This is a genomic window from Streptomyces sp. NPDC051310 (genome assembly GCF_044455245.1).
Lineage (GTDB): Bacteria > Actinomycetota > Actinomycetes > Streptomycetales > Streptomycetaceae > Streptomyces.
On record NZ_JBITEO010000011.1, the window covers coordinates 111,546 to 127,929 of the forward strand.

The window sequence follows — 16,384 nt, forward strand, 5'->3', positions numbered from 1 at the left end:
ACCCAACATGCGAAAGGCCTCGCCCATGGGCATTCGGAGCTTGCTGCGCAAGGTGTTTGGACGCGACCGTGCGGAGCGAAACGAGTCGGCGGCCACCCCCTCCGTCCCGCCCCAGACGGAGCGGGCGGTGCCCTCGGTGACGGTCCCGTCCCCGACACCCGCTTCCCCGGCGGAACAGGCGGCCGCGGACCTGGTGGCCGCCGCGTTCGACGCCCCCCGCCCGCGCCGCACCACGGTCCCCGCGGCCCGCGACGCCTCCGCCCAGGACCCGGCCCAGCCGGCCACCACGGCACCGGAGAAGCCGGCGGAGCCGGAGGCGGCTGCCCCTGCGGAGACGCCCGCCGCGGAGCCCGCTGCCGCGGAGGAGCCCGCTGCCGCGGAGGAGGCCCCGCAGGCCGGGGCGGCCGCTGCCGCGGAGGAGCCGGAGGCCGAGGCGCCCGCGGAGGAGCCGGAGCCCGAGAAGCCCATCGCCGCGGAGACACCCGCCGCCGCGGAGGAGGCCCCGCAGGCGGACGAGCCCGCCGCGGCGGAAGCTCCCCCGGTCGAAGCCCCGGAGCCCGAGGCGCCGGCCGACGCCGAGCCCACCGCTGCCGAGGTGGAGGCGCCCGCCGAGGCCCCGAAGGCCGAAGAGCCGGCGGAGGCGGAGCCCGCGGCAGAGGCAGAGGCGGCACCCGCCCCCGCCGAAGGGCCGACCGCCACCGAAGAGCAGGCCCCCGCCGAGGAGCAGGCCCCCGCCGAAGAGGCCCCGAAGGCCGAAGAGCCGGCAGAGGCCGAGGAACCGGAACCTGCACCGGCACCGGCAGCCGCAGAGGCAGCACCCGCCGCCGAGGAACAGGGCACCACCGAAGAACAACCCTCCCCCGAGAAGCAGACCGCGGAAGAGCAGGTCACCGCCGAAGAGGCCCCGAAGGCCGAAGAGCCGACCGCCACCGAAGAAGCGGCCCCCGCCGAAGAGGCCCCGAAGGCCGAAGAGCCGACCGCCACCGAAGAGCCGGCCCCCGCCGAAGAGGCCCCGAAGGCCGAAGAGCCGACCGCCGCCGAAGAAGCGGCCCCCGCCGAAGAGCAGGCCCCGGAGGCCGAAGAGCCGACCGCCGCCGAAGAAGCGGCCCCCGCCGAAGAGCAGGCCCCGGAGGCCGAAGAGCCGACCGCCGCCGAAGAGCCGGCCCCCGCCGAAGAGGCCCCGAAGGCCGAAGAGCCGATCGCCACCGAAGAGCCGGCCGCCGCCGAGGAGGCGGCTCCCGCCGATGACGCCGCGCAGGGCAAGCCGGCGCACAGTCTGGCGCGGGTCAAGGCGCGGGCGCCGCAGGGCGGCGTGGTCGTCGAGGCGTACAAGGCTGCCGGTGCCGTGCTCAAGAAGCGCGGGCTCACGGGGGCGCGCGCGGCCGTGTACCTCGTGCTCGACCGGTCCGGGTCCATGCGCCCGTACTACAAGGACGGCAGCGCCCAGCACCTCGCCGAGCAGGCGCTCGCGCTCGCCGCGCACCTCGACGGGAGCGAGACCCCGACCGTCCCGGTGGTGTTCTTCTCGACCGAGATCGACGGCACCGGCGAGGTCACCCTGGACGACGTCGAGGGCAGGATCGAGGCCCTGCACAGCAGCCTCGGCCGGATGGGCCGGACCAACTACGACCGGGCGATCAACGAGGTGCTGGACCTGCACGAGAAGTCGGGCGCGTCCGACCGCCCGGCACTGGTCGTCTTCCAGACGGACGGCGCCCCGGAGTCGAAGACGGCCGCCACCCAGGCCCTCGCCGACGCCGCCGCCCGCAACGGCCGGATCCAGTGGCAGTTCGTGGCATTCGGCGAGGAGGACTCGAAGGCGTTCGACTACCTCCGCAAGCTCCAGGCGGAGAACGCCGGCTTCTTCCACGCGGGCCCGGCCCCCCGCGACGTACCGCACGCGACCTTCTTCCGCGCGCTGCTCGCGGACTGGTCCGTCTAGGACGCCACTGGGGCCTGGTCGGCGACGGGCAGCCGTACCGTCACGACCAGGCCCCCGCCGTCCCGGCCCACGGCCGTCACCGTTCCGCCGTGCGCCACGGCCACCGACCGCACGATGGACAGGCCGAGGCCCGCCCCCGGCCCCATCCGGTCCCGCCCCTCACCCCGCCGGAACGGCTCGAAGAGCCCCGGTACGTCCGCGTCCGCGACGAGCGGCCCGGTGTTGGCGACCGTCAGCACGGCGTCGGCCGCGTCCCCGTGCACGGCCACGTCCACGAGGCCGCCCGGCACGTTGTACGTGACCGCGTTCGCGACCAGGTTGCGCGTCAGCTGCGCGAGCAGGACCCGGCTGCCCCGGACGACGACATCCCCGCGACCGCGACTGCCGGCGCCACCGCGACCACCGCCACCGGCGACCCGCGCGGTCACGCCGGACGCCTCGCACTCCTCCGCCACCACCTCCGCCAGCGGCACGTCCTCCCGCTGCTCCAGCCCCCGCTCGCTGCGCGCGAGGAGCAGCAGGCCCTCGATGAGCCGCTCGCTGCGCCGGTTGCTGTCGAGCAGCACCTGCTTCACGCCGACGGAGTCGTCCAGGCCCACCTGGATCGCGGCGCGCTGCGTGGCCAGGGGCGTGCGCAGTTCGTGCGACGCGTTGGCGATGAACCTCCGCTGGCTCTCGAACGCCGCCTCCAGCCGCCCCAGCAACGCGTCGATCGTGTCGCCCAGCTCCTTCAGCTCGTCGTCGGGGCCGCGTACCGCGAGCCTCTCGTGGAGAGTGCGCTCGGACAGCCGCCGCGCCCGGGCCGTCATCTCGTGGACCGGCCGGAGCACCCGCCCGGCGGTCCACCAGCCGACCGCCACCGCGCACAGTGCGATGACGAGCAGGGCTCCGCCGGACCAGATCATCAGCTGCTCGGACGCGGCGCGGCTGACGGTGTCGGTGAGCCGGTGCACCTCGAAGAACTCGCCGCCGGCCTGGGCCTCGGCGATCGCGGCGGCTTCGTCGCGCGTCCCGGCGCCGGAGAGGAGGTTCACGACGCCGAGCAGCAGGCCGCCGAGCACCAGGAAGGCGGCACCGTAGACCAGCGCGATACGGGTCCGGATCGTGGACCCCGACCCGATGCCGCCCCCGGCCCCGGCCCTGCCCTCGTCCCCGGCCCCCGGCCCGATCCGGGTCCCGCTCCCACCCCCGCCCCCGGCCCCGGTCCCGCCCCGGCTCACAGCGCGTACCCCACGCCCTGCACCGTACGGATGAGGGGCGGCCCGCCCAGTTTCGCGCGCAGCTTGCTCATGCACACCCGTACCGCCCCGGTGAACGGGTCGGCGTGCGCGTCCCACGCCCGTTCCAGCAGTTCCTCGGCCGACACCGTGGCGCCGTCCGCCTCCAGCAGGATCTGCAGCACCGCGAACTCCTTCGGTGACAGTTCCAGGTCCCGCCCGTCACGCTCCGCGGTGCGGCGCACGGTGTCCAGCCGGACGCCGTGGCGCTCCAGCACGGGCGGCAGGGGCCGGGCGCTGCGCCGCCGCAGCGCGCGCACCCGGGACACCAGCTCGGGGAACTCGAAGGGCTTGCCGAGGTAGTCGTCGGCGCCGAGGTCCAGGCCCGCGACCCGGTCCTCCGTCCCGGCGGCGGCGGTGAGCATGAGGATCCGGGTGCGGGCGCCCGCGGCGACCGTCCGCCGCGCCACCTCGTCGCCGTGCACGCGGGGCAGGTCCCGGTCGAGGACGACGACGTCGTAGTCGTACAGCCCGAGGTGGGCGAGGGCGGCGTCCCCGCTGTGGACGGTGTCGACGGCGAAGCCGGCCCGGCGCAGGCCGGTGGCGACGAGCTCGGCGAGGACCCGTTCGTCCTCGGCAACCAATACGCGCATCCCCCCACTCTCCCCCGGCCGGCGTTTCGCCGATCTCTCCGGGCGTCCACGGGCGGTCCACGGGCGTCTCCCCCCTCGGTACGAAGGTGAGGACAGCGTGCGGCGGCGGATAGGATTTCGACCATGGCGGCCACTGGATCCGAGAAGCAGGGGGACGAAAGCGTGAAGGCTTTCTACGTATCGACCCCCATTTACTACGTCAACGACGCTCCTCACCTGGGCCACGCCTACACGACCGTCGCAGGCGACGTGCTCACGCGCTGGCACCGTCAGCGTGGCGAGAAGGTGTGGTACCTCACCGGCACGGACGAGCACGGTCAGAAGATCATGCGCACGGCCGAAGCCAACGGCGTCACTCCGCAGGAGTGGTGCGACAAGCTCGTCGAGGAGGCGTGGAAGCCCCTCTGGGAGCACCTGGAGATCGCGAACGACGACTTCATCCGCACCACCGAGAAGCGGCACACGGACCGCGTCCAGGAGTTCGTGCAGGACCTGTACGACAAGGGCGAGATCTACAAGGGCGGCTACGAGGGCCCGTACTGCGTGGGCTGCGAGGAGTACAAGCTCCCCGGCGATCTCATCGAGGCGGAGGACGGCACGAAGCTGTGCCCGGTCCACAAGAAGCCGGTGGAGATCCTCAAGGAGGAGAACTACTTCTTCAAGCTGAGCGAGTACGGCCCGAAGCTGCTGGAGTTCTACGAGGCGAACCCGGACTTCATCCAGCCGGAGTCGGCCCGCAACGAGGTCCTGAACTTCGTGAAGCAGGGGCTCCAGGACCTGTCCATCTCCCGGTCGACCTTCGACTGGGGCATCCCGATCCCGTGGGACGACAAGCACGTCATCTACGTGTGGGTCGACGCGCTCCTGAACTACGCGACGGCCGTCGGCTACGGCTCGAACCAGGCGAAGTTCGACGAGACCTTCCCGGCGAACGTGCACCTGGTCGGCAAGGACATCCTGCGCTTCCACGCGGTGATCTGGCCCGCGATGCTGATGGCGCAGGGCCTGCCGGTGCCGGGGAAGGTCGCGGCGAACGGCTGGCTGATGGTCGGCGGCGAGAAGATGTCGAAGTCGAACCTGACGGGCATCAAGCCGCAGGACCTGACCTCGCACTTCGGCGTGGACGCGTACCGCTGGTACTTCCTGCGGGCGATCGCGTTCGGCAGCGACGGCTCGTTCTCGTGGGAGGACTTCACCGCCCGCTACACCTCCGAGCTGGCCAACGACTACGGCAACCTCGCCTCGCGCGTGGCGGCGATGGTCGGCAAGTACTTCGAGGGCGCGCTGCCGGAGGCCACGGCCGCCGGTGAGGCCGAGCAGGCGATCCACGAGGGCCTGGCCAAGGCGGTCGCCGAGGCGGACCGGAAGATCGGCGAGGAGCTGGACTTCCAGGGCGGCATCCTGGCGATCTTCGACTTCGTGAAGCAGGTCAACGGCTACATCACGGAGCAGGAGCCCTGGAAGGTCGCCAAGGACACGTCCGAGGAGGGCCGCGCCCGCCTGGCGACGATCCTCTACACCGCGGCGGAGTCCCTGCGCGCGGTGGCGGTCCTGCTGAACCCGATCATGCCGGACACCTCGGCGAAGCTGTGGGACTCCCTGGGCGCCGAGCCCGTCCTCGGCCCCCTGGCCGACCAGCGGATCCAGGACCCCACCTGGGGCCGGCTCCCCGCCGGCGCGACGGTGACGAAGGGCGCGGTGCTCTTCCCGCGCCTGGAGGACCCGAAGAAGGACTGACGTCCGCCCGCACCACCACCACGACCGCCGCCCTCTTCCGGAGGGCGGCGGTCTTGTCGTGGGCGGCAGTGCGGCGGTACTGCATCCAGCCGTTTCCGAGACATCTCATTGCAGTCGAAAATCCGACCGTGTGATGATCCCCCTCGTGACCATGAACGGGGACATGACCACAGCGGACGAGTCGTCATCCGGCCGGCCCTCGCGGCTGGCGGATCTGCTGGACGGACCGACGCTACCCATTCCGCCCGATCCACCCTCTCCCACGTCCGCACAGGGTGATTTCGCCGCCCTGCTGGGCGAGTTCCGGCGTACGGCCGTGCTGGTGCCGGTCGATCCGTACGGGGGCCCGTGGACCGCCGAACACGGCGGGGTCCGGTGGATCTGCGCGTTCTCGAACGAGGAGACGCTGGCACGGTTCGCACATGCACGTGGTGAGGCCGGGCGGGAGTGGGAGTACCGGGCGGTGCTGGGGGCGCGGCTGCTGGATGTGCTGGTGCCGAAGCTGGAGGTACCGGCGGGTGTGGCGCTGGACGCGGGCAGCGCGGACGGCGTGGTGTTCCCGCCGGTGGAGGGCATCGTGCCGGACGCGGCAGCGGTGGAACTCGGGGGGAAGCAGTGAGCGGTACGGATCCTGACCTCGCGGCGTCCCACGCCGGCTTCCGGCTGATCGCGGCAGGCATCGACAAGGCGCACGAGGAGCTGAAGGACCTCGGCATGATCGGCGAGGCGACCGCCGGTCGCGGCTTCTCGGAGCTGGCCTTGTCGGGGCTGGAGCTGGGGCACGCGGGTCTGGCCGCCGGGTTCAGGACGTTCTGCGAGCGCTGGGAGTGGGGTGTCCGGGCGCTGATGCAACGCGGCAACGGCTTCGCCTCGGGACTCGGGTTGTCCGCGGGCGCCTTCCACGAGCAGGAGCAGTACGTCAAGGACACGGTCAAGATCGCCGTCAACGGCCTGAACGGCAATCCGCACCTCACGGAGGACGAGGTCAAGGCCAAGGACTGGGACGAGATCAAGTCCCAGAGGACGGGCGACAACGCAGACTACAGCCTGGAGTCGATGGCGGCGGCGCACCGGAACGTCGAACAGACGTGGAAGGACGCCGGCTACGACCTCGAGGACGCCGCGTTGGACTCGCTGGAGAACAACGGCGTTCTGGACCCGGCGCAGCGTGAAGCCGTGGACGAGCGCATGCGCGAGACGTTCGTCCCCACCCAGGACGCGGTCGGGCGTGCGGAGCGGCCGGCTTGGGGGAGCGAGTAGATGACGGACTGGCTGGGGAAGCTGGGGGACGCCTGGGAGGCCGGCGAGAAAGCCGTCGGCGTGGGTGTCGACAAGGGCACCGATGCCCTGGGGGAGGTACTCGACTACGTCGGCGCGGAAGGCGTCGCCGACTCGGTCACCGACTGGGGCGACAGCGCGGCGGCCGCGCTGGGAGCGGAGGTCGGCGAGAAGCAGCTCGGCCAGAGCGAGGAGGCCGGCGAACTGGTCCACGGCCAGGCGTCCAGGATCACCGCGAGTGCGAAGAACCTGCGCGACTTCAGCGCGGCCTTCAACATGGTCGGCGCCGGCTTGAAGGGACTTGACTCCGCCCACTGGAAGGGCGAGGCCGCCGACACCTTCCGGGAGAAGTTCCAGCCCCTGCCCACCGACTGGCTGCACGCGGCGGACGCCTTCGAGGCCGCGGCGGCAGCGCTCACCGCGTACGCCGCGGCGGTGACCGCGGCACAGGGGATGGCCAGGGAAGCGATCGCCCTGTTCAAGCAGGGCAACGAAACCTCCCGGAAGGCCGTCGACGCACACAACAGAAAGGTCGCCGCCTACAACACGGCACGCACCAGCGACGCGCCACTGCCGGAACCGGCTCCCTTCACCGACCCGGGCCAGGCACTGCGCGACCAGGCCCAGGAGATCCTCGACAACGCCCGCCGTCAGCGCGACGCGGCCGCCGAGACGGCCAACCAGGTCGTCACCGCGGCCCTCGCCCATGCACCGGCCGAGAAGTCCGCCGTGGAGCGCGCCAAGCTCGGCCTGATGGATTTCGCGCTCGGCAACGGCATCGAGACGGTGCACTTCGTGGGCGGAGCGGTCAAAGGCACCGTCGGCCTGACCAATTTCGTCCGCTCGCTGCACCCTCTCGACGGGTACAACCGCACGCACCCGGCCGAGTACTACGAGAACGTCAGCATGACCCTGGCCGGGGTGGTGACCAGCGCGGCCCACCCCGACCGGGCGGTGAAGGGCGCGTGGGACGCGTTCCAGGAGGACCCGAGCGAGTTCTGGGGCCGGCTGGCCCCGGAAGCATTCGGCACCAAGGGCGCCGGCGGGCTGAAGTCCCTCGCCCGCAAGGGCGCGGACAACACCCCGGACGGTGTCCGCAAGGGACGTGCCGGGCACAGTGAGGATCCGCACGACAGGTCACGCCAGTGCACCGACCGGCAGTGCAAGGGCGACCCCGTCGACATGGCGACGGGCCGGATGGTCCTCCCGCAGACGGACATCAGCCTCCCGGGATCCCTGCCGCTGGTCTTCACCCGTACCTTCGAGTCGTCCTACCGCGCGGGCCGATGGTTCGGGCCGACGTGGTCGAGCACCATCGACCAGCGCCTGGAGATCGACTCCGAAGGGGTCGTGTTCGTCTGCGAGGACGGCAGCCTCCTGGCCTACCCGCACCCCGCGCCCGGGGTGCCGGTCATGCCCACCCACGGCCGCCGCTGGCCCCTGGACCGCGACCAGGACACGTACACCGTCACCGACCCCGACACCGGCCTGGTCCGGCACTTCACCGAACAGGGCGCCGGCCTTGCCCTGCTGACCCAGCTGGACGACCGCAACGGCCGCTGGATCACCTTCGAGTACGACCAGGCCGGCGCCCCGTCCTCGATCGTCCACCACGGCGGCTACCACCTGAGGCTCACCACCTCCGAGGGCCGCGTCACCGCCCTCCACCTCGCGGGCGCCGCCCCCGACGGCACCGACCAGGAGATCCTCCGCTACGGCTACACGGACGGCCATCTGACCGAGGTCACCAACTCCTCAAGCCGGCCCCTGTGCTTCGGCTACGACGAACACGGCCGCATCACATCCTGGACGGACACCAACGGAAGCCACTTCGACTACGTCTACGACGACCGCCACCGCTGCGTGTACCAGTCGGGCTCGAACGGCCACCTCGAATCCCGCTTCACCTGGGACGACACGGACGCGGACAGCGGTCTTCGCATCACGACGGTCACCGACGGCCTGGGCCACACGACTCGCCACCTCGTCAACGCACAGGTACAGATCGTCGCCGAGACCGACCCCCTCGGCGCGGTCGTCCGCTCCGAGTACGACCGGTACAACCGGCTCCTGTCCCGCACGGACCCGCTCGGCCACGTCACCCGCTTCACGTACGACGACACGGGCCGGCTGACGGAAGTGGTGCGACCTGACGGCCGCCGGCTGTCGGCGGAGTACAACGAGCTGGGCCTGCCGGTGCGCGTACGCAACACCGACGGCACAGTGATACGCCAGACCTACGACGAGCGGGGCAACCGCACCTCGGTCACCGACGTCTCGGGCGCCACGACCCGGTTCACCTACGACGACGCCGGGCACCTCGCCTCGGTCACCGACGCACTCGGCCACTCGACCGTCATGCGGTGCGACCGGGCCGGCCTGCCGGTCACCATCACCGACCCGCTCGGCGCGACCGTCCACTACGAGCGCGACGGCTTGGGCCGTCCGGTCAGCATCACCGACCCCCTGGGCTCGGTGACGCGCCTCGAATGGACCGTCGAGGGCAAGCTGACCCGGCGCACCGAACCGGACGGCACCGAGCAGTCGTGGACGTACGACGGCGAGGGCAACTGCCTGTCCCACACGGACGCGATGGGCGCGGTGACCCGCTTCGAGTACACGGACTTCGACCTGCTGACGGCCCGGACCGGCCCGGACGGCGTGCGCCACGAGTTCCGGCACGACCCGAACCTCCGATTGACGCAGGTCCGCAACCCGCAGGGCCTCACGTGGGACTACGCGTACGACGCCGCCGGCCGGCTCACCTCCGAAACGGACTTCGACGGCCGCGTCCTGACCTACGCGCATGACGCGGCAGGCCGGTTGACCGCCCGCACCAACGGGCTGGGGCAGACGGTGCGGTACGAGCACAACCAGCTCGGGCAGGTCGTTCACAAGGACGCCGAGGGTGCCGTCACCACCTTCGAGTACGACATCTTCGACGAGCTCGCCATGGCAACCGGCCCGGACGCCACCCTCACACGGCTGCGGGACAAATACGGACGCCTGCGGTCCGAGACGGTCAACGGCGCGCGGTTGGAGTTCACGTACGACTCTCTTGGCCGCCGCACGGGCCGGACGACTCCCACCGGGGCGGTCAGCGAATGGACGCACGACGCGGCCGGCCGCCGCGGGAAGCTGGTGACAGCAGGCCGGACCCTGATCTTCAAGCGCGATGCCGCCGGCCGTGAGCTGTCCCGGCACATCGGCGACGCGGTCACCCTCTCGCACGAGTTCGACGCGATGGGCCGCCTCACGGGACAGTCGGTCATCGGACTCGACCACACCGTCCAGCGCCGCGCCTACACCTACCGCGCCGACGGCAACCTGACCGGCGTTCAGGACCAGCTCTCCGGCACCCGCACCTTCGACGTGGACGTGACCGGCCGGGTCACCGCCGTCCACGCGGAGGGCTGGACCGAGCGGTACGCCTACGACGAGGCCGGAAACCAGACGGATGCCTCCTGGCCCGCCTCCCATCCGAGCCAGGAGGCCACGGGCACCCGCGCCTACACCGGCACCCGCATCGCCCGCGCGGGCACCATCCGGTACGAACACGATGCGCAGGGCCGCATCACCCTGCGCCAGAAGCCCCGCCTCTCCCGAAAACCGGACACCTGGCGCTACGAGTGGGACGCGGAAGACCGCCTGGTGTCCGTGACCACCCCGAACGGCACGGTGTGGCGCTACCTCTACGACCCGCTGGGCCGCCGCATCGCGAAACAACGTCTGGCGGCGGACGGTGCCTCCGTGGCCGAGCAGGTCACCTTCGCCTGGGCCGGCGCAACTCTCTGCGAACAGACGAGCCAGGCCGAGACGCTGCCGAACCCCATCACGCTCACCTGGGACCACAACGGCCTGCACCCCCTGGCCCAGACGGAGCGCATACGCAAGGCAGATGCTCCGCAGGAGGCGGTCGACGAGCGCTTCTTCGCCGTCGTCACCGACCTGATCGGTACACCGACGGAACTCATCGACGAGTCAGGGGCCCTTGCTTGGCACACCCGCAGCACACTGTGGGGCACCACCGCCTGGGCATCCTCCAGCACGGCGTACACACCACTTCGTTTTCCGGGCCAGTACTACGACCCGGAGACGGGGCTCCACTACAATTATTTCCGGCATTACGACCCGGAAACGGCCCGCTACCTCACATCAGACCCGCTCGGCCTCACGCCCTCTCCGAATCCCAGCACGTACGCACACAACCCTCATACGTGGGCTGACCCTCTAGGGCTATCCCCCTGCCCGCGCAGCCCTTACGATTTCCGCGACCCCAACTCAAAACACCCAGCAAACACCAGACTGACGGAAGCAATGCGAGCCGCGCCCAAGGGGCCGGAAATCGACTGTTCGGACATCGCTTCCTTTATATCCCGCAGGGCTGACGGCGAAGGTCGGATCGTTCATTACACGACTTACTCGGGTAACGACATCAGGATCCCCGAACGCGGCGGGGAAGTCCTTGAAGATTATATGTTCCATGAGGTGTATACGGACGGCCGGTATGTGTACGACCCAACCCTCAGCGACTCCCCCATACCTCGCGGCGACTATGAAAGAGCACTCAGACTGTCGAATGAGGGGGAAAAAGTAATCAGAAACAATGGAGATTACAGGATGCCTGCACCGGGGCGTCGCTGAGCTCGGGAGATGAGATGTCGAGCAAGTCACGAAACAAAAGAGCCAAAGAGATTCTGAGCCATTTCGGTGAGGTGGTGTGGTTCAGATCTCCAACGGAGCAACATCCGATCCACGGACACCTTCAAGTTGCGTTCATCGGGTGGCGCTTCGCAGAGCCTCGGGAGGAGCTCAAATCTGTATTTGAGCAGGCTTTGCAGGTCGCGCCAACCGATGCGGAATGGACTTTCAGGTCGGAAAGGAACTGGATGATTCTGCCAACCCGTCTTCTCCACGAAGCGGGTCCTGGCGCGCGCGACTTCATTGAGGCCGTGGCTACGATCACACGCACTGATCAAACTTTCTGCGCCACAACCGCAGAAGACCTCGAAAAGATTCTCTCGGCTATCGACGCAGCGAGCCCCGACAAGAACGCCTAACAGTGCGAGGGCGGCCTCTCACTTCTGGTGGTCGGCCGCGATTGGACGGAGCCAAGGCGACAGTGTTGAGCGAGGCAGGTATCCCGCAGGGCGCCACACTTTCCATGGGCAGCACCTCACCGTCTTCCAGGACCACTGTTTCGGTCACCAGCGCCTTGAAAAGCCGGGTACCAGCCAGTACACGTTCCTCTGAGATTTCTTGACGATCCTCGTAATGGCGAGATACCCGGACGGAAGAGCGTTACTATTATGCCCGATGATCTACAGCTGGTGAATACCGGAGACCTCGTGCAGCTGTACGGAAAGGTCCCGGACCTCCGGTGGTTTCGCTTGCGCTCCATCAATCTGGATTGGCGGGGGCCGACGGTCACCCTGCGATTGGACCTGTCGAGTTTCCCGGAGACGATTCCACCGGAGTGGAAAGGCACCGAAGTCGACACCGTTCAGTGCCACCTGCAGTTCCTCGCTGTGGAGGACCTCTCCATGCCCGGGTGGGAGCCGCCCGTCCGGTCCGCTTCTCTGGTGACACAGCCCCTGGAAGGGGAGCGGAGGGTTCGGGTGCGAGTGACGGGAGACGGCGTAGCCCTTGGGTTCACCTGCAACGAGTCCGTACAGGTCGGGCATGTGAGCGCCTTCAAGATCTCGTCCGATGGTGCAGACAAAACCCGGCATCTCTTTTTCAAGAGAATCGACGCAGCACGCTATAAATCCATCCCGGCAACCGAAGAGAAGACTTTCTATGGGCGAATCTGACTGGACGGGGATCGTTGGCGGAACAGAAGCCCTGACGGACGCATATGTCACGCCCCCCAACCTGAACGAATGCAAGCTGTATTACGCCCAGATCGACGAAAGAGAAGCGTCGGTCACGTTGGGCTTCGAGACGTCCGCCCTTCCGTCGAATCCTCCTGCCGAGTGGGCGGGCAGGGAGTACAACACAGTCGAGTTCTACTTGAAGTTCACCGATGTGAGCAATCTCAGGGTCAAGGGCTGGACGTTCGGTGCCCGCGACGCACACGTCGCCCTGAGTGTTCTCGGAGACGAGAGGGTCAGGGTTACCGTCGAAGCAGAGGGTTCGCATCTGGGATTCTCGGCGTCTACGTCCTCTCTCGCCCGGGTACGTTCCTACCTCGCCGCGCGCGAGTGAAAGGGAGGACCTGGCACCGCCCCCGTCCCGGAGTGCGGGAACGTACCAACTTACCGCGGAACAGATCGCCCGCTTCGTCGAGGAGGCGCACTGACGTGCTGGATAACCTGAACGAGGGGGCGACTCTCAGCATCGCATTCATCGAGTCCCCGACCCCAGGTCATGCCGGCGCGGCAGACGACGTCGCCGTGTGTGTGGTTCGGTGCATCGAAGGCACAGCCCGGCTGGGCATGGTGTTCCAGCACCCCAGGACCACCGCCAGACTCCGACTGTCTTCCAGCGAGTGGTACGGCAGGCAGGCCGACCAGCTGGATACCGTCCACTCCGGCAAGGTCAGGCTGACCGGGGCTGGCGCGGAAACGTTGTGCAGGCGGGACGTCTTGCGCTCGGTAATGCACGAGTACCCGGTCGTTTCCCAAGACCGGCCGTGAGGGCGCGGTACACCGCGCCGTCGTCCGCCTTGCCGGCCGGCGAGCGCCAAGTGGCGTGCTAGCGCGCCGGAAGAGGCGATGTGGGGGCGGGCGCACCCGACGCCGTCGCGATCGCCTCGTCCAGGACTTCCCGGGAACGGAGCAGGTCGGTGATCGTCCGGTCGATGCGGTCCCGTTCCGCGGTGAGATCGGCGACCAGGCGCGCGGTGGCGATCTCGGAGGGGCCGCCGTCCGTGTCGCGCATGCAGGGGAGGAGTTGCGCGATCTTCCTGCTGTGGAGGCCGGCCGCGTAAAGGGCCTGGATGCGGATGACGCGGTCGACGGCCCAGTCGCCGTAGATGCGCTGGCCGCCCGGGGTGCGCTCGGCGGTCAGCAGGCCCTGCGTCTCGTAGTAGCGCAGCGACCGCTCGCTGACGCCCGTTCGCCGGGCCAGTTCACCGATGCGCATCGCCCACCTCGCCTATTGTTCCGAGGACTTGAACCTGACACTGATGTCAACTTCTACGGTACCGGCATGACGAACACACCGGAGAAGTCCCGCCTGTTCCAGCCCGCCCGCCTCGGTGCCCTGCGCCTGCCCAACCGGCTCGTCATGGCGCCGTTGACCCGCAACCGCGCCGGTGCCGACGGCGTTCCGCAGCCGCTCATGGCCACGTACTACGCGCAGCGCGCCTCCGCAGGTCTCATCATCGCCGAGGCCACCACGCCCAACGCGGTGGGGCAGACGTACCCCAACATCCCCGGGATTCACGACGGAGCCCAGGTGGCCGGCTGGCGGCTGGTCACCGACGCGGTCCGCGCCGCGGGCGGCCGGATGTTCCTCCAGCTCCAGCACGGCGGCCGGGTGGGCCACCCCGACAACAGCGGTCTGGTGCCGGTGGCGCCCTCCGCCGTCCCGCTCCCGGAAACCATCCACACGCCCAGCGGACGCAAGGACGCCGTCGTGCCCCGGGAAATGGCCCTCGACGACATCAGGGCCACCGTGGACGACTTCGCCACTGCCGCCCGCAACGCCATGGACGCCGGCTTCGCCGGGGTGGAGGTGCACGCCGCCAACGGGCACCTTCTGCACCAGTTCATGGCGCGGAACACCAACCACCGCACCGATGGCTACGGCGGCTCGGTCACCGGCCGGATCCGGTTCGTGGTGGAAGTGGTACGGGCGGTGGCCACGGCCATCGGCCCGGAGCGGGTGGGCGTACGGATCTCCCCCGGGAACACCGTCAACGGCATCGACGAGGGTGAGACCGGGGAGATCTACCCGGCGCTCATCGAGGCCCTCGCCGACACCGGCCTGGGCTATCTGCACACCGTGTTCGCCGACCCCGACGACCCGCTGTGGCAGGAGCTCCGCAAGCAGTGGACCGGTACGCTGATCGCCAATCCGGCTCTGGGATGGGGTGGTCCGCTGCCCGCCGACGGCGGCAAGCAGGCGGGCGAACGGCTACTTGCCGCCGGTGCCGACCTCATCGCGCTCGGCCGTGCCTTCATGGCCAACCCCGACCTTGTCGAGCGGCTGCGGACCGGCGCACCGCTCAACCCGCTGCGGGACGAGGGCTGGATGTACACGGGCGGCGAGAACGGGTACACCGACTATCCGACACTGATGGCCGCGTGAGCATGACGACGAAGGCCCGGGATTGTGGGCTCCCAGGGCTATCGGCATGGGTGACTACGGAGAATCTCGGACGCTCCTGCCGCCGCGAGCGGAACGGCGTACGACGACGCGCCCCGCCCCGGTGCAGACGACGCGTGGGCTACGACCAGTCGGTGGGGTGGCCCGACGCGTACGACACGAAGCCCGCCCACGCGCTCGGGCTGAGCGCGAGCTGGGGCCCGCCGGCACTCTTGGAGTCGCGGATGTGGACCACGCCCGGGGAGGTGGCGACCTCGACGCAGGAGTCGCCCTCGCTGCTGCTGCTGTAGCTGCTCTTGAACCACACCAGTCCGGAGGCGTCTCCGGCCGAGGTCTTGCGGATCATGTCTCTCCCAGCAGTTGCTCGATGAAGGCTGTCGACTCACGGGGAGTGAGAGCCTGGGCCCGGATGATGCCGTAGCGCAACTCAAGGATATGGAGCGGCTTCCGCTCGGTCACGGGTCGGCCGTTGGCCACGGCAGGTGAGCGTCCGACGGCCGATCCGTCACCGAATTTCAGCACCTCGATGCCGCCTGCCAGTCCGGCGTGCTCTTCTCGGTTCATCGGCATCACCTGAAGCTCGACGTTCCTCAGCCGTGCCACCTCCAGCAGGTGTCCGAGCTGGGCGCGCAGCAGCGTCCTTCCGCCCAGCGGACGCCGAAGCGTCCACTCCTCCAGGACGAAGCCGAGTTCGGGTGCGGGGTCCCTCTCGAAGACGGACTTGCGGGCGACACGACCGGCCACCATCCGCTCCACCTCGTCCCGCGAGTACGCCGGCCGTCGCATGAGCAGCAGCCCGCGTGCGTACTCCGGTGTCTGCAGCAGCCCGTGGATGTTGAGCGGGTCGTACAGCTGGAGTTCCACCGCCTGTGCTTCCAGCTTGGCCAACTCCCGTACCTTCTTCGGATATCGGACCTTCGCCACGTCCTCCTTCATGGCCGAGAGCAGACCACCCGCGCCCAAGACCTCGTCCGCCTTGTCCAGGAACTCGGGGCGGGGGATACGCTTCCCGCCCTCGATCTTGTAGATGAGGTCCTCGCCGTAGCCGACGGCCACCCCGAACTCGGCGGCGCGCATCCCCACCGCTTCCCTCCGCAGCTTCACCTGCCGCCCCACCGTGGTGATGACGGCCACGCCCCAGTCGTCGTCCGGGTCCACCTCCCAGCCCGGCTCGTCCGCCGCGCTCCTGAGCCGCACCCCGGTCTCGCCGTCCACCGACATGCCCGCACCCCTCTGTCCGCGCTTCCGTGCCGCGACGTCCCTACCCCACCGGCGGATTCGGA

At 69.6% G+C, this 16,384-nt stretch carries 15 protein-coding genes; 10 read left to right on the forward strand and 5 right to left on the reverse strand.

Annotated features, from left to right (window positions below; translation table 11 throughout):
* Positions 1-25 precede the first annotated feature (25 nt).
* Positions 26-1,942: a VWA domain-containing protein gene (locus ACIA79_RS18150; RefSeq protein WP_399429293.1), complete on the forward strand. Its 1,917-nt coding sequence runs from the start codon at positions 26-28 to the stop codon at positions 1,940-1,942.
* Here the strand turns inward: ACIA79_RS18150 and ACIA79_RS18155 are convergent.
* Positions 1,939-3,111, reverse strand: a complete 1,173-nt coding sequence (locus ACIA79_RS18155; protein ID WP_399429422.1) for a sensor histidine kinase — start codon at positions 3,109-3,111, stop codon at positions 1,939-1,941. The two genes, ACIA79_RS18150 and ACIA79_RS18155, sit on opposite strands and share 4 nt — an antisense overlap.
* Before the next feature lie 47 nt (positions 3,112-3,158).
* Positions 3,159-3,812: a response regulator transcription factor gene (locus ACIA79_RS18160; RefSeq protein ID WP_399429294.1), complete on the reverse strand. Its 654-nt coding sequence runs from the start codon at positions 3,810-3,812 to the stop codon at positions 3,159-3,161.
* Positions 3,813-3,935: 123 nt separating this feature from the next.
* On the opposite strand from ACIA79_RS18160, the gene metG reads away from it, so the two are divergent.
* From metG to ACIA79_RS18200, 8 genes are all read left to right on the forward strand, one after another.
* A complete protein-coding gene (gene metG, locus ACIA79_RS18165; protein WP_399429295.1) occupies positions 3,936-5,549 on the forward strand; it encodes a methionine--tRNA ligase in 1,614 nt (537 codons plus the stop codon).
* A 163-nt stretch (positions 5,550-5,712) separates the two neighbouring features.
* Positions 5,713-6,168 (forward strand): SseB family protein, encoded by a 456-nt coding sequence (locus ACIA79_RS18170; protein WP_399429296.1) that lies wholly within the window; start codon positions 5,713-5,715, stop codon positions 6,166-6,168.
* The gene (locus tag ACIA79_RS18175) at positions 6,165-6,809 is read left to right on the forward strand and encodes a hypothetical protein (RefSeq protein WP_399429297.1); all 645 of its coding nucleotides are present in this window, start codon (positions 6,165-6,167) and stop codon (positions 6,807-6,809) included. Before ACIA79_RS18170 ends, ACIA79_RS18175 begins: the two co-directional genes overlap by 4 nt.
* Positions 6,810-11,471 carry a putative T7SS-secreted protein gene (locus ACIA79_RS18180; protein ID WP_399429298.1) on the forward strand — a complete coding sequence of 1,554 codons (4,662 nt, stop codon included), beginning with the start codon at positions 6,810-6,812 and terminating at the stop codon, positions 11,469-11,471. It abuts the gene before it with no gap.
* Positions 11,472-11,485: 14 nt separating this feature from the next.
* Entirely contained in the window at positions 11,486-11,887 is a 402-nt protein-coding gene (locus ACIA79_RS18185) for a hypothetical protein (protein WP_399429299.1), read from the forward strand.
* A gap of 249 nt (positions 11,888-12,136) precedes the next feature.
* Complete coding sequence (locus ACIA79_RS18190; protein WP_399429300.1) at positions 12,137-12,640, forward strand: Imm50 family immunity protein; 504 nt, start codon at positions 12,137-12,139, stop codon at positions 12,638-12,640.
* Complete coding sequence (locus ACIA79_RS18195) at positions 12,627-13,034, forward strand: Imm50 family immunity protein (protein ID WP_399429301.1); 408 nt, start codon at positions 12,627-12,629, stop codon at positions 13,032-13,034. The genes ACIA79_RS18190 and ACIA79_RS18195 overlap by 14 nt, the downstream gene beginning before the upstream one ends.
* 95 nt (positions 13,035-13,129) lie before the next feature.
* Positions 13,130-13,465 carry a hypothetical protein gene (locus ACIA79_RS18200; RefSeq protein WP_399429302.1) on the forward strand — a complete coding sequence of 112 codons (336 nt, stop codon included), beginning with the start codon at positions 13,130-13,132 and terminating at the stop codon, positions 13,463-13,465.
* Positions 13,466-13,523: 58 nt separating this feature from the next.
* Here the strand turns inward: ACIA79_RS18200 and ACIA79_RS18205 are convergent, their stop codons facing one another.
* Positions 13,524-13,913 carry a MerR family transcriptional regulator gene (locus tag ACIA79_RS18205; RefSeq protein WP_399429303.1) on the reverse strand — a complete coding sequence of 130 codons (390 nt, stop codon included), beginning with the start codon at positions 13,911-13,913 and terminating at the stop codon, positions 13,524-13,526.
* Between the two features lie 66 nt (positions 13,914-13,979).
* On the opposite strand from ACIA79_RS18205, the gene ACIA79_RS18210 reads away from it, so the two are divergent.
* Positions 13,980-15,083, forward strand: coding sequence for an alkene reductase (locus ACIA79_RS18210; RefSeq protein ID WP_399429304.1), 1,104 nt, complete (start codon positions 13,980-13,982; stop codon positions 15,081-15,083).
* Between the two features lie 139 nt (positions 15,084-15,222).
* Here ACIA79_RS18210 and ACIA79_RS18215 read toward each other — a convergent pair whose 3' ends face one another.
* Both ACIA79_RS18215 and ACIA79_RS18220 read right to left on the reverse strand, forming a co-directional pair.
* Positions 15,223-15,447 carry a DUF397 domain-containing protein gene (locus ACIA79_RS18215; RefSeq protein WP_399429305.1) on the reverse strand — a complete coding sequence of 75 codons (225 nt, stop codon included), beginning with the start codon at positions 15,445-15,447 and terminating at the stop codon, positions 15,223-15,225.
* Complete coding sequence (locus tag ACIA79_RS18220) at positions 15,444-16,322, reverse strand: helix-turn-helix domain-containing protein (protein ID WP_399429306.1); 879 nt, start codon at positions 16,320-16,322, stop codon at positions 15,444-15,446. The genes ACIA79_RS18215 and ACIA79_RS18220 overlap by 4 nt, the downstream gene beginning before the upstream one ends.
* Positions 16,323-16,384: the final 62 nt, after the last annotated feature.

Coding starts and splice junctions, on each gene's coding strand:
- ACIA79_RS18150 (WP_399429293.1), top strand. CDS start 26: ATGGGCATTCGGAGCTTGCTGCGCAAGGTGTTTGGACGCGACCGTGCG.
- ACIA79_RS18160 (WP_399429294.1), bottom strand. CDS start 3,812: ATGCGCGTATTGGTTGCCGAGGACGAACGGGTCCTCGCCGAGCTCGTC.
- metG (WP_399429295.1), top strand. CDS start 3,936: ATGGCGGCCACTGGATCCGAGAAGCAGGGGGACGAAAGCGTGAAGGCT.
- ACIA79_RS18170 (WP_399429296.1), top strand. CDS start 5,713: ATGACCACAGCGGACGAGTCGTCATCCGGCCGGCCCTCGCGGCTGGCG.
- ACIA79_RS18180 (WP_399429298.1), top strand. CDS start 6,810: ATGACGGACTGGCTGGGGAAGCTGGGGGACGCCTGGGAGGCCGGCGAG.
- ACIA79_RS18185 (WP_399429299.1), top strand. CDS start 11,486: ATGTCGAGCAAGTCACGAAACAAAAGAGCCAAAGAGATTCTGAGCCAT.
- ACIA79_RS18190 (WP_399429300.1), top strand. CDS start 12,137: ATGCCCGATGATCTACAGCTGGTGAATACCGGAGACCTCGTGCAGCTG.
- ACIA79_RS18195 (WP_399429301.1), top strand. CDS start 12,627: ATGGGCGAATCTGACTGGACGGGGATCGTTGGCGGAACAGAAGCCCTG.
- ACIA79_RS18205 (WP_399429303.1), bottom strand. CDS start 13,913: ATGCGCATCGGTGAACTGGCCCGGCGAACGGGCGTCAGCGAGCGGTCG.
- ACIA79_RS18210 (WP_399429304.1), top strand. CDS start 13,980: ATGACGAACACACCGGAGAAGTCCCGCCTGTTCCAGCCCGCCCGCCTC.
- ACIA79_RS18215 (WP_399429305.1), bottom strand. CDS start 15,447: ATGATCCGCAAGACCTCGGCCGGAGACGCCTCCGGACTGGTGTGGTTC.
- ACIA79_RS18220 (WP_399429306.1), bottom strand. CDS start 16,322: ATGTCGGTGGACGGCGAGACCGGGGTGCGGCTCAGGAGCGCGGCGGAC.